The organism is Hydrogenophaga sp. NFH-34 (assembly GCF_021401345.1).
GTDB lineage: Bacteria > Pseudomonadota > Gammaproteobacteria > Burkholderiales > Burkholderiaceae_C > Hydrogenophaga > Hydrogenophaga electricum.
In genome coordinates, this window is record NZ_JACBGE010000001.1 from 177011 (window position 1) to 188970 (window position 11960).

Annotated in this window: 14 protein-coding genes; all 14 read left to right on the top strand. The window is 72.5% G+C overall.

All coding sequences use genetic code 11. The features are described from left to right. Positions 1-6: 6 nt before the first annotated feature. The 14 genes from L0977_RS00925 (at position 7) to fabG (ending at position 11946) form a co-directional block, all read left to right on the top strand. Complete coding sequence (locus L0977_RS00925) at positions 7-291, top strand: phosphopantetheine-binding protein (RefSeq protein ID WP_234262749.1); 285 nt, start codon at positions 7-9, stop codon at positions 289-291. Continuing rightward, positions 288-986, top strand: a complete 699-nt coding sequence (locus L0977_RS00930; RefSeq protein WP_234262750.1) for a hypothetical protein — start codon at positions 288-290, stop codon at positions 984-986. Before L0977_RS00925 ends, L0977_RS00930 begins: the two co-directional genes overlap by 4 nt. After that, positions 983-2362, top strand: a complete 1380-nt coding sequence (locus L0977_RS00935; protein WP_326491033.1) for an AMP-binding protein — start codon at positions 983-985, stop codon at positions 2360-2362. Before L0977_RS00930 ends, L0977_RS00935 begins: the two co-directional genes overlap by 4 nt. Further along, complete coding sequence (locus tag L0977_RS25515; RefSeq protein ID WP_326491034.1) at positions 2349-2645, top strand: 3-hydroxyacyl-ACP dehydratase FabZ family protein; 297 nt, start codon at positions 2349-2351, stop codon at positions 2643-2645. The genes L0977_RS00935 and L0977_RS25515 overlap by 14 nt, the downstream gene beginning before the upstream one ends. Next, positions 2642-3547 carry an LpxL/LpxP family acyltransferase gene (locus tag L0977_RS00940; protein ID WP_234262751.1) on the top strand — a complete coding sequence of 302 codons (906 nt, stop codon included), beginning with the start codon at positions 2642-2644 and terminating at the stop codon, positions 3545-3547. The genes L0977_RS25515 and L0977_RS00940 overlap by 4 nt, the downstream gene beginning before the upstream one ends. Next, positions 3544-4116, top strand: coding sequence for a LolA-related protein (locus L0977_RS00945; RefSeq protein WP_234262752.1), 573 nt, complete (start codon positions 3544-3546; stop codon positions 4114-4116). The genes L0977_RS00940 and L0977_RS00945 overlap by 4 nt, the downstream gene beginning before the upstream one ends. A gap of 4 nt (positions 4117-4120) precedes the next feature. Next, positions 4121-6469, top strand: coding sequence for an MMPL family transporter (locus L0977_RS00950; protein WP_234262753.1), 2349 nt, complete (start codon positions 4121-4123; stop codon positions 6467-6469). Beyond that, positions 6466-7089 carry an alpha/beta hydrolase-fold protein gene (locus L0977_RS00955; protein ID WP_234262754.1) on the top strand — a complete coding sequence of 208 codons (624 nt, stop codon included), beginning with the start codon at positions 6466-6468 and terminating at the stop codon, positions 7087-7089. The genes L0977_RS00950 and L0977_RS00955 overlap by 4 nt, the downstream gene beginning before the upstream one ends. Further along, positions 7059-7904 carry a polysaccharide deacetylase family protein gene (locus L0977_RS00960; protein ID WP_234262755.1) on the top strand — a complete coding sequence of 282 codons (846 nt, stop codon included), beginning with the start codon at positions 7059-7061 and terminating at the stop codon, positions 7902-7904. The genes L0977_RS00955 and L0977_RS00960 overlap by 31 nt, the downstream gene beginning before the upstream one ends. After that, positions 7901-8653, top strand: coding sequence for a class I SAM-dependent methyltransferase (locus tag L0977_RS00965; protein WP_234262756.1), 753 nt, complete (start codon positions 7901-7903; stop codon positions 8651-8653). The genes L0977_RS00960 and L0977_RS00965 overlap by 4 nt, the downstream gene beginning before the upstream one ends. Positions 8654-8736: 83 nt before the next feature. Continuing rightward, the gene (locus L0977_RS00970; protein WP_234262757.1) at positions 8737-9930 is read left to right on the top strand and encodes a beta-ketoacyl-[acyl-carrier-protein] synthase family protein; all 1194 of its coding nucleotides are present in this window, start codon (positions 8737-8739) and stop codon (positions 9928-9930) included. Further along, positions 9927-10739 carry a beta-ketoacyl synthase chain length factor gene (locus L0977_RS00975; protein ID WP_234262758.1) on the top strand — a complete coding sequence of 271 codons (813 nt, stop codon included), beginning with the start codon at positions 9927-9929 and terminating at the stop codon, positions 10737-10739. Before L0977_RS00970 ends, L0977_RS00975 begins: the two co-directional genes overlap by 4 nt. A 41-nt stretch (positions 10740-10780) precedes the next feature. Next, positions 10781-11170 carry a hydroxymyristoyl-ACP dehydratase gene (locus L0977_RS00980; RefSeq protein ID WP_234262948.1) on the top strand — a complete coding sequence of 130 codons (390 nt, stop codon included), beginning with the start codon at positions 10781-10783 and terminating at the stop codon, positions 11168-11170. A 20-nt stretch (positions 11171-11190) separates the two neighbouring features. Further along, the gene (gene fabG / locus L0977_RS00985; RefSeq protein WP_234262759.1) at positions 11191-11946 is read left to right on the top strand and encodes a 3-oxoacyl-ACP reductase FabG; all 756 of its coding nucleotides are present in this window, start codon (positions 11191-11193) and stop codon (positions 11944-11946) included. The last annotated feature ends 14 nt before the right edge of the window (positions 11947-11960 follow it).

The following is an 11960-nucleotide window of genomic DNA, read 5'->3' on the forward strand; positions in this document are numbered from 1 at the left end:
TCCGCCATGACGCAGAACCCCCCATTTCCTTCCGTCGACCTGCTGCTGCCAGAAGTGGCGGCCCTGGTGATCGAGGCGCTCAATCTCGAAGTCCAGCCCGCCGAGGTCGATCCGGACGAGCCGCTCTACGGCGATGGTCTGGGGCTCGATTCGATCGACATGCTGGAAGTGGCGCTGGTGGTGTCCAAGCGCTATGGGTTCCAGCTCAAGTCCGACAACGAGCAGAACCAGCAGATCTTCGCTTCGCTGCGCTCGCTCACGGCGCACATTGCCGAACACCGCACGCAATGAGCGCTTCGGCCGGTTCGGCAAGGTGGCAGGCGCCGCTGATGGGCCTGCTGCTGCTGGGCTGGGTGCTGTCGGCCCACCTGGCCAGCCTGGGCATCGGGCCGGCCGATCTGCATGCGGTGGTCGCCGTGGCCCCCCTCGGGCTGGCGCTGTTGTTGCTGGCCTGGCAATTGCCCCTGCCGCGCGGGGCCCGCAGCGCGGCCGTGGTGGGCGTCGTGGTGCTGACCGGCGCCCTGTTGCTGCGGCACTGGCACTGGCTGCGGGGCAACCTGGCGTGGCTGTACTACCTGCAACACCTGGGCGCCCATCTGGCGCTCGCCCACTGGTTCGGGCGCTCGCTGCTGCCCGGCCATGAGCCGGTGGTCACCGGCATGGCGCGGCTGATCTTCGGCCACGGCATCTCGCCGCGCAAGCAGCGCTACACGCGCGGCGTCACCTGGGCCTGGACCGTGTTCTTCCTGGTCAACGCGCTGGTGTCGACGTTGCTCTTCGCCTGGGCGCCGACCGAAGTCTGGTCGGTCCACGCCAACCTGCTGACCGGGCCGCTGGTGGGCCTCATGTTCCTGGTTGAAATGGGGATCCGCCAGCGCGTGTTGCCGCCCGAAGACCGGCCTTCGCTGCAGGCGATCGTGCGCGCGTACCGCGAGCGCGGCCGCCTGGGCCGGCAACCCGCTCCCCACGACACCCCTCGTTCATGAGTGCTTCCCCCGCTTCCTACTGGCCCCTGGTCTCCGATCGTTCGCCCCAGGACATCCTGGCCTGGCGGCCGCAGGGCCCCGTCACTGTGGCGGACTATGTGCGGCATGTGCTCGCGCTGGCCGCCTGGCTGCCCGAAGGCCACCCCTGGGTGGTGAACCTGTGCGAAGACCGCTACCACTTTGCGGTGCTGCTGGGGGCCTGCGCGGTCAGCGGGCGGGTCAGCCTGCAACCTTCGTCGCAGTCGGCCGAAACCCTGCGCCAACTGGCGCAGAGCCATCCGGGCGCGCTGCTGGTCGGTGAAGCGCCGGTGACGGTGCCGGGCATGGCGGCGCTGGCCTGGCCGGCGCTGGACGGGCTGTCGCTGGCGGCCGAGCCCGCCATGCCACTCATCCCGGTGGAGCGCACGGTCGCCGTGCTGTTCACCTCGGGCTCCACCGGCCTGCCGCAGCCGCACGCCAAGACCTGGGGCAAGCTGGTGGCCAACGGGCGTGCCGAGGCGCAGGCCCTGGGGCTGGACCAGCGTCCACACGCGCTGGTCGGCACGGTGCCGGCGCAGCACAGCTACGGGTTCGAATCGACCTTTCTGCTGGCCCTGCACGGCGGCTGCGGATTCTGGAGTGGCAAACCCTTTTTTCCGCAGGACCTGGTCGAGGCGCTGGCGGCCGTGCCGCGTCCGCGCATGGTGGTCACCACCCCCTTTCACCTGGCCAGCGTGATGGCGGCCGAGGTGGCGCTGCCGGCCGTCGATCTCTGGTTGTCGGCCACCGCACCGCTGGCGCCGGAACTGGCGGCGCGCACCGAGGCGCTGACCGGCGCGCCGGTGCACGAAATCTACGGCTCCACCGAATCGTCGCAACTGGCCACGCGGCGCACCACCGACGGCCCGGTCTGGCGCCTGATGACCGGTGTGGCGCTGGCGCAGACCGCCGGTGACAGCCTGACCTGGGCGCATGGCGGCCACGTCGAAGGCCGTGTGCCGCTGGCCGACCTGATCCGTTGCGAGCCCGACGGCCGCTTCGAACTGCTCGGCCGCCATGCCGACATGGTCAACCTGGCCGGCAAGCGCACCTCGCTGGCTTACCTGAATCACCAACTGACGGCGATCGACGGTGTGCTGGACGGTGCTTTCTTCCTGCCCCACGACGATGAGGTCGACCGGGTGGGGCGCCTGAGTGCTTTCGTCGTGGCGCCGGGGCGCACGCGCGAAGCGATCATGGCCGCGCTGCGCGAGCGCCTGGACGCTGTCTTTCTGCCGCGCCCCCTGGTCTTGCTGGACAGCCTGCCCCGCAACAGCGCCGGCAAGCTGCCGCGCTGCGCGCTGGAACAACTGTATGGGCAGCACGTGTCGGGAAAGGCGCCGGATGCCACACGCTGAATGGACCGTGCCGGCCGACCACCCGGCCCTGGCCGGGCACTTTCCGGGGCGGCCCATCGTGCCAGGGGTCGTGCTGCTGGACCGCGTGATCCTGCTGCTGCAGGGGGTCCAAGGCAGGCAGCCGGGCTGGCAGGTGGTGCGGGCCAAGTTCCTGCGGCCGGTCGTGCCCGGCGAGACGCTGGAGCTGCATTGCGAGCCGACCGCGACCGGTGCCTGGGCATTCCACATCCGTTGTGGCACCGACGCCGTGGCCGCGGGCGTGCTGCAAGCGCCCGGCGCATGAAGGCGGTGGCCGGACCCGACTGGACGCAGCAGCGCGAGCGCAGCCATGCCTGGGTGCTGCGGCTGATGGTCTGGCTGTCGCGGACCTTCGGCCGCCGCTTCGGCCGCGCGATCCTGCGCGGCATCGCCGCCTACTACCTGCTGTTCGCCGGTCGCGCCCGCCGCGCCAGCCGCGATTACCTGGCGCGCGCGTTGGGCCGGCCCGCCACCTGGGCCGAGCGCTACCGCCACATGTTCAGTTTTGCCAGCACCGTGCACGACCGCGTGTTCCTGCTGGGCGGGCGCGAGCGCGACTTTGCGGTGGATGTGCACGGCGCGCCCGCGCTGCTGGCGGCCTGCGCCGCCGGACCCGGGGCCCTGCTGGTGGGGGCGCACCTGGGAAGCTTCGAGGTCATGCGCGCCATGGGCCGCGAACGCGCGGGCCTGCGCGTGGCCATGGCCATGTTCGAGGACAACGCCCGCAAGATCAACGCGACGCTGCAGGCCATCAACCCGGCGGTGGTGCAAGATATCATCCCGCTCGGCCAGCTGGACGCCATGATCACACTGCGCGACCGGCTGGACGAAGGCTGCCTGGTGGGCATCCTGGCGGACCGGTCGGTGGGGGACGAGCTCGGCGCGTTGCGCCCGTTTCTGGGCGAGGCAGCCCGCTTTCCCATCGGACCCTGGCGCCTGGCGGCGATGCTGCGGCGGCCGGTGTTCTTCATGACCGGGCTGTACCTGGGCGGCAACCGCTACCGGCTGCATTTCGAGCCGCTGGCCGACTTCAGCGACGTGCCGCGCGAACGCCGCCAGGCGGCGATCGACCAGGCCCTGGACCGCTACGTGGCCATGCTGGAGCGCTACACCCGGGCCGCCCCCGACAACTGGTTCAATTTCTACGATTTCTGGCGCCATCCATGACCTTCCGAATCCTGCTCGCCGTGTGTCTCGCCGGCCTCTCGCTGGCGGCGCATGCCGCGTTCGACATCGACGACCTCATGAAGAACCTGGCCCAGCAGAAGGGCGGCAAGGCGCGTTTCGTGGAAACCCGCACCGTGGCCCTGCTGGACAAGCCCGTGCAATCCAGCGGCGAGATGAGCTTCACGCCGCCCTCTCGGCTGGAGAAGCGCACGCTGTCGCCGCGGCTGGACACCGTGATCCTCGACGGCGACTACGTGAGCTTCGAACGCATGGACGGCCGCCGCATGACCCTCAATGTGGCCAGCCGCCCGGAAGCGCAGGCCTTCGTGGAAAGCGTGCGCAGCACACTCGCGGGCGACCGCGCGGCGCTGGAGCGCCATTTCCGGCTTGCCCTCAGCGGCACGCCGGCCGAATGGTCGCTGCAACTGACGCCGCTGGCGCCGGCGGTCACGGCGCTGCTGCAGCGCATCACCGTGCAGGGCAAGGGCCAGCAGGTGCGGCGCATCGAGTACTTGCAGGCCGATGGCGACCGCTCCGAGCTGAGCATCGAGCCCATCACCGGACCGTGACGCCGTGAAAGCCGCCGTTTTCAAGCTCGTGCTCTGGGCCATGGCCATGCTGGCCGGCCTGGCCGTGCTCACGCAGACACGCTTCGTGGCCGACATGTCGTTTTTCCTGCCGTCGTCGCCGACGGCCGAGCAGCGCCTGCTGGTCGACCAGATGAAGGATGGTTCGGTCTCGCGCCTGCTCATGGTGGCGATCGAAGGCGGCAGCGACGATCAGCGCGCCCAGGCTTCCAGGGACCTGCGCCAGGCACTGACCGCCAGCGATCTTTACGCCAGCGTGCAGAACGGTGAGCTCGACGGCCTGTCGGCCGAGCGCGACTTTCTGCTGCGTTTCCGCTACCACCTCAGCCCCCGGGTCGCGCCCGGGCGTTTCGAGGTGGCCAGCTTGCGCGACGCGGTGGCCAACGCCATCGATCTGGTCTCGTCGCCCATGGGGCAGCTGTTCAAACCCTATGTGCTGCGCGACCCCACGGCCGAACTGGTCGAGGTGCTCACCGGCATGCAGGCCGGCGGCGAACCCCCGACCCGCCACGGCGTCTGGTCGTCGCCCGACGGCGAGCGCGCCCTGTTGCTGGCGCAGACCCGCGCCGGCGGCGCCGACACCGACGGCCAGGCCCAGGCCATCGCGGCGGTGCAGGACACCTTTGCCCGCCTGCAGGCGCAGCCGGCCCTGTCGGGCCTGCGGCTGGTGCTGTCGGGCCCCGGGATGTTCGCCGTGCAGGCGCGCGCGACGGTGCGCGACGCCATCGAACGCATTTCGCTGATCAGCGGCATCGGCATCGGGCTGTTGTTGCTGGTGATCTGCCGCTCGCCGCGCATGCTGGCGCTGGGCATGCTGCCGGTGGTCAGTGGTGCCATCGTCGCGGCCGCGGTGGTGGCGCTGGCCTACGGCAGCATTCACGGCATCACGCTCGGTTTCGGGGCCGCCCTCATCGGCGAAGGGGTGGACTACGCCATTTATTACTTCGTCCAGGCCGGACGGGTGGGCGTGCAGGGCTGGCGCGAGCGGTTCTGGCCCACCATCCGGCTCGGGGTGCTGACCTCGGTGGCCGGTTTCTCGGTGCTGATGCTGGCCGGCTTTCCCGGCCTGGCCCAGCTCGGGCTGTACGCGGTGACGGGGGTGGTGGTGGCCGCGGTGGTCACGCGCCATGTGCTGCCGGTGCTGGCGGGCGAACGCCTGCAGGTGCCGCCGCCCGGGGCGCTGGCGCGCATCACCCAGGGCTGGCTTTCGCAGGCGGCGGTGCTGCGCTGGCCGCTGGTGGTGGCCGCCCTGGTGGCGCTGGGCTATCTGGCGTTCCAGGGGCCGCGCCTGTGGAGCACCAACCTGTCGGCGCTGTCCACGGTCAGCGTCGAAGAGGCGCAGGTCGATGCCCGCCTGCGCGCCGACATCGGCGCCCCCGACGCCCGCTACCTGGTGCTGCTCTCGGGCGCCGACCGCGAAGCGGTCCTGCAGGCGGCCGAGCAGGCCGGCCAGCGCCTGGATGCGCTGGTGGCGCAGGGCCTGATCGGCGGCTACGACAGCCCGGCCCGTTTCCTGCCGAGCGAACGCACCCAGGCCGCGCGCCTGGCGGCGCTGCCGCCGCGTGAAGTGCTGGCACCGGCCCTGGCGCAGGCCCTGGTCGACGCGCCGCTGCCGGCCACCCGCCTGGGCGGTTTTCTCGACGATGTGCAGGCGGCCCGGCAGGCCGGCCCGCTGACCCGCGCCGATCTGGACGGCACCGCCATGGCGCTGGCCGTGGACGCGCTCATGAACCGCACCCCCGACGGGCGCTGGAACGCGGTGCTGCCGCTGCGTCCGCCCCACGGCGCGGCCGAGGCCGAGGTGCCGGTCGAGCGCCTGGCGCAGGCCCTCGCCGGGACCGGCGCGGTGCTGGTCGACCTCAAGGGCGAGTTCGAAGGCATCTATGCGAGCTACCTCGACCAAGCGATGGGCCTGTCGCTGGGCGGCGTGCTGGCGGTGATCGCGCTGCTGGCCTTCACGCTGCGTTCGCTGCGGCGCCTGGCGCGGGTGGTCACGCCGCTGCTGCTGGCGGTGGCCTTGGTGGCCGCCACGATGCACGCGACCGGCACCCCGCTGCACCTGATGCACCTGGTCGGGCTGTTGCTGATCGTGGCCATCGGGTCCAACTACGCGCTGTTCTTCGATCAGGTCCAGGAGGAAGGCGGGCTGACGCCCGACCTGTGGCTGTCCATGAGCGTGGCGGTGCTGACCACCGTGATCGGTTTCGGCGCGCTGGCGGTGTCCCACGTGCCCGTGCTGCGCGCCATGGGGGTCACCGTGGCGCCGGGGGTGCTGCTGACCCTGCTGCTTTCGGCGGCCTTCATGCCGCCCCCGCGCGGCGGGCAGACGGCATGAAGGGCCTGAGCTTCGGGCCGGACGCCCCGCGCGCGCTGGTGCTGCTGCCCGGGGCGCAGATGTCGCCCGAACACGTGGAGCAGGCCGGCTTGCCGGCCACCCTGGCGCAAGCCCGGTCGCCGCTGACCCTGCATGTGCCCGACCTGCATCTCGACCCCACCACCGGGGATGCCGCGACCGAAGCGCTTGTGCACACGGTGCTGCGGCCGCTGCGGCGGCGGCATCACGAGCTGTGGCTCGGCGGCATTTCCCTGGGCGGGCTGCTGGCGCTGCGCGCGGCCCAGCGCGAGCCCGACGGGCTGGCGGGCCTGTGCCTGCTCGCGCCGTACACCGGCAGCCGCCTGACCCACAACGCCCTGGCCCAGGCCGGCGGGCTCGACGCCTGGCAGCCGAGCGCCGCCCAGCAGGCCGACCCGGAGTTCTGTCTCTGGCACGACCTGCGTGCCGGCCGGCCGGACCTGCCCTGTTTTGTCGGCTGGGGCCGCGACGACCGTTTTGCCGGGGCCATGCGCGACCTGATGGCGTGGTTGCCGCGCGCCGTGGCGCACGAGGTCGATGGCGGGCACGATTGGTCGGCCTGGCTGCCCCTGTGGCAGCGCTTTCTGGCGGGTTGGCGGTGAACGTGCGCCCGGCGCCGCCGTCCCGCTGGACGCCCAGCCCGTTGCTGCGGCTCTCGGGCGTGGTCCATGGCGCCGCCGTGCTGGGTGTCGTCGCGGTGCCGTCGGCTTGGCCCTGGGCGCTGGGTGCGGTGGCCGCCAACCACGCACTGATCACCACGGCGAGCCTGTTGCCACGCTCCTCGTGGCTGGGGGCCAACATCACCCACCTGCCGCCGCGCACGGCGGGGGCGGGGCGGGTCGCGCTGACCATCGACGACGGACCCGATCCCGAGGTCACGCCGCGGGTGCTCGACCAGCTCGATGCCCTGGGCCTGCGCGCCAGCTTTTTCCTCATCGGACACCGCGCGCAGCGCCACCCGGCGCTGTGCCGGGAGATCGTCGCCCGCGGCCACCGCGTGGAGAACCACGGCCACAGCCATTCGCACGCCTTTTCGCTGTTCGGCCCGGGCCGCATGCGCGCCGACATTGCGCAGGCGCAGGCCGTGCTGTCGGACCTGAGCGGGCAGGCGCCGCGCTTTTTCCGCCCGACCGCCGGGCTGCGCAACCCCTTTCTCGACCCGGTGCTGGCCGGCCTGGGGCTGCGCCTGGCGTCCTGGACGCGCCGTGGCTACGACACGCGCAACCCCCACGCGGACACGGTGCTGGCGCGCCTGACGCGGGGGCTCGGGGATGGCGACATCCTTTTGCTGCACGACGGCCACGCCGCCCGCACGACCGAGGGCCAGCCCCTGCTGCTGGCCCTGTTGCCGGTGCTGGCCGAGCGGCTGCAGACCCAGGGGTTGGCGACCGCCACCCTTCACGAGGAGCTGGATTGACCCCGTTTTCGGCCCTTCCCGACGGACTGCTGGCGCGCGCCTGCGAGCGTTTTCGCCGCGCCGACCGGTTTGCCTACCACTACGCGCGCGGCAAACTCGGCGGCGACGCGATCTTCGCGGAACTGCTGCGCCGCGGCCTGCTGCCCGCGCGGCCCGATGTGCTCGATCTCGGCTGCGGCCAGGGCAGCCTGTTCGCGTGGCTGCTCGCGGCCGCCGAACAGCACGCCGACGGCCGCTGGCCGGCCGACTGGCCACCACCGCCCCGGCCGGTGCGGCTGCGCGGTGTGGAGCTGATGCCACGCGACGTGTGGCGTGCCCGGCAGGCGTTCGGCGCCGACCACCCGCTGGTGCGGGTGGAGCAGGGCGACATGAATGCGGTGGATTTCGGCCGCTGCGACGTGGTGACCATCCTCGACGCGCTGCACTACTTCGACCACGAGCGCCAGCGCCAGGTGGTCCGACGCATCCGGCGCGCGATCGGGCCCGGCGGGCTGTTCGTCACCCGCGTCGGCGACGAGGCCGCCGGCTGGCCGTTCGCGCTGTCGACCTGGGTCGACCACGTGGTGACCTTCCTGCGCGGGCACCGGCTGCCGCGCCTCTATGCCCGGCCGCTGGCCGACTGGCGCGCGCTGCTGCAGCAGGAGGGCTTCGCGGTGGAAAGCCTCGACATGAACGGCGCGCTGCCGTTTGCCAATGTGATGCTGGTGTGCCGGGCCCTGCCCGAAGACGCCGCCCCCGCCATCGCCTAAGATCGCCTCCCTGTCACCGCGCTCCCGAGGGGCGTCTCCGGCGTCCCGCCCAGGGGCGCTGCCGTTTTTGCCAGCGAGTTTCCGTGTCGCCTCTCCAGCTATCTGCCTGCACGCTGACCACCTGTCTCGGACAGGGTCTGGACGCCCACCGCCAGGCCCTGCGCGACGGGCGCAGCGGCCTGCGCCCCTGCCAGTTCGAAACCGTGGTGCTCGACACCTGGGCCGGCGAGGTGGCCGGCGTGGACGCCTGCCACCTGCCGCCCGCGCTGCGCGAGCACGACTGCCGCAACAACCGGCTGGCCGTGCTGGCCCTCGAAACCGACGGGTTTGCCGATCGCGTGCGCGACGCGGTGCGCCGCCAGGGTGCCCACCGCGTCGGGGTGTTCCTGGGCACCAGCACCTCGGGCATTCTCGAGACCGAGATCGCCTATCGCCAGCGCCATCCCGCCACCGGGGCGCTGCCGTCCGGCTTCGTGCACCACGGCTCGCACAACCCGTTTTCGGTGACCGACGCGGTGCGCCGCTACCTCGGCGCCGAGGGGCTGGCGCTGACGATTTCCACCGCCTGTTCGTCCAGCGCCAAGGTGTTTGCCGCCGCGGCGCGGCAGATCGCGCTGGGCCAGTTGGACGCCGCCGTGGTCGGCGGGGTCGACAGCCTGTGCCTGACCACCCTGTACGGCTTCGCGTCGCTGCAACTGACTTCGCGCCAGCCCTGCCGGCCCTACGACGCGGCGCGCGACGGCATCTCGGTCGCCGAGGGCGCGGCCTTCGCGCTGCTCGAACGCCCGGGGGCGGGCGAAGCGCCCGGCGGCGTGCACCTGCTCGGGGTGGGCGAGTCCAGCGACGCGTACCACATGTCGGCGCCCCACCCCGAAGGGCTGGGCGCGCGCCAGGCCATGGCCACCGCCCTGCGTTCGGCCGGGCTGGAGGCGTCGGCCATCGACTACATCAACCTGCACGGCACGGCCACGGTGGCCAACGACGCGGCCGAAGGCCTGGCGGTGGCGGCCCTGTTCGGCAGCGGCGTGCCCTGCAGTTCCACCAAAGGCGCGACCGGCCACACCCTGGGCGCGGCCGGCGCGGTGGAGGCCGTGATCGGCTGGCTGGCCCTGACAGAAGGCTGGCTGCCGGGCAGCCCGGGCACCCAGGTGGTGGACCCAGCGGCGGCACTCGACTACCGCCTGACCGGCGCGCCGGCCCCGCTGCGCACCGTGCTGAGCAATTCGTTCGGTTTTGGCGGCAGCAATTGCGCGCTCGTGCTCGGGAGGTCCGCATGAACCCCGCATCGCCCCTGCAGGGCTGGATCGAGGGCATCGGCCTGATCGCCCCCGGCCTGCCCGACTGGCCGACCGCCGCCGCGGTGCTCGCCGGCCGGCAGGCCCACGCGCAGGCGCCGTCGGTGCTGCCGGCCCCGGCGCTGCTGCCGCCGGCCGAACGCCGCCGTGCCAGCCGCGTCATCCGTCTGGCCCTGGCGCTGGGGCAGCAGGCCGTGGAACACGCGGGCGCCGACGCGGCGACGCTGGCCACGGTGTTCGCCGCCTCCGAGGCCGATGGCCACAACTGCCACGCGCTGTGTGAACAGCTGGCCGGTGACGACCGCCAGGTCTCGCCCACCCGTTTTCACAACTCGGTGCACAACGCGGCGGCGGGTTACTGGGGCATCGCCACGCGCAGCATGGCGCCGTGCCAGGTGCTGTGCGCGCACGACGCCAGCCTGGGCGCGGGCCTGCTCGATGCGCTGGCGCAGGTTCAGGTCGACCAGGTGCCCGTGCTGCTGGTGTGCTACGACAGCGAATACCCCGAGCCGCTGCACGCGACGCGGCCGTTCCCCGACGCGGCCGGGCTGGCGCTGCTGCTGACCCCGGCACACACCGGGCGTTCGCTGGCCCGCCTGGCCGTGGGGCCTGCGGACAGCGCCGCCGCCGTGGCGCGCCTGCCGCAGGCGGGGCTCGAAGCGCTGCGCCAGGCGTTTCCCGCCTTGCGCCTGCTGCCGGCGCTGGCCGCGCTGGCGCAGGGGCAGGCGGCCAGCCTGGTCATGGAACAGTTGCCGGGCGAGCCGCTGGACATCGAGATCGCGCCGTGCTGAACCGCGACTGGATCGCCGCCCACATTCCGCACCAGGGCCGCATGTGCCTGCTGGACGCGGTGCTCGACTGGGACGCCCAGCGCGTGCGTTGCCGCGCCACCGGCCACACCGCCCCGGACCATCCGCTGCGTGAGGCGGGGCGCCTGGGCGTGGCGGCGGGCATCGAATACGCGGCCCAGGCCATGGCCGTGCATGGCGTGCTGCTGGCGGCCGATGGCGCGCCGCTGGGTGTGGGCTACCTGGCCAGCGTGCGCGGAGTGCGCCTGCACGCGGACCGCCTGGACGACGTGGCCGACGAGCTGCTGGTGCAGGCCGAACGCCTCTCGGGCGACGACAGCGTCATCCTCTACCAGTTCACCGTGTCGGCTGCGGGCCGCTGCCTGCTCGAAGGCCGCGCCTCGGTGGTGCTGGACGCGGCCCGTCTGACCTGACCGCATTTCCTTTTGTTGCCATGAACGCTGCCACCGCCCCGACGTCCCCCGCTCCTGTCCGCCGCGCGCTGGTCACCGGCGGCAGCGGCGGCATCGGCGCGGCCATCTGCGAGCGCCTGGCGGCCGACGGGCACCACGTCATCGTGCACGCGCACCGGGGGCTGGAGCGGGCCCAGGCGCTGGTCGCGCGCATCCAGGCGCAGGGCGGCCGGGCCGAGGCCATCGCCTTCGATGTGGCCGACCGCGCCGCCACCGCAGCCGGGCTGGAAGCCTTGCTGGCGGCAGGGCCGATCCAGATCCTGGTGAACAACGCGGGCATCCACGACGACGCCGTGTTTCCGGGCATGAGCGGGGCGCAGTGGGACCGGGTGGTCGATGTCTCGCTGGGCGGTTTTTTCAACGTGACCCAGCCGCTGACCCTGCCCATGCTGCGCACCCGCTGGGGCCGCATCATCAGCCTGTCGTCGGTGGCGGCGCTGGCCGGCAACCGCGGGCAGGTCAACTATTCGGCGGCCAAAGGGGCGCTGCACGCGGCCAGCAAGTCGCTGGCGCAGGAGGTGGCCAGCCGCGGGGTCACCGTCAACGTGGTGGCCCCGGGGCTGATCGCCACCGGCATGATCGACGGCCAGTTCGACGCCGACGCGGTCAAGCGGCTGGTGCCCATGCAGCGCGTGGGCCAGCCCCGCGAGGTGGCCGACCTGGTGGCTTTTCTGGCCTCGGACCAGGCGGCTTACATCTCGGGCCAGGTGATCTCGATCAACGGCGCCATGCTCTGACGGCGCCGGCCGGG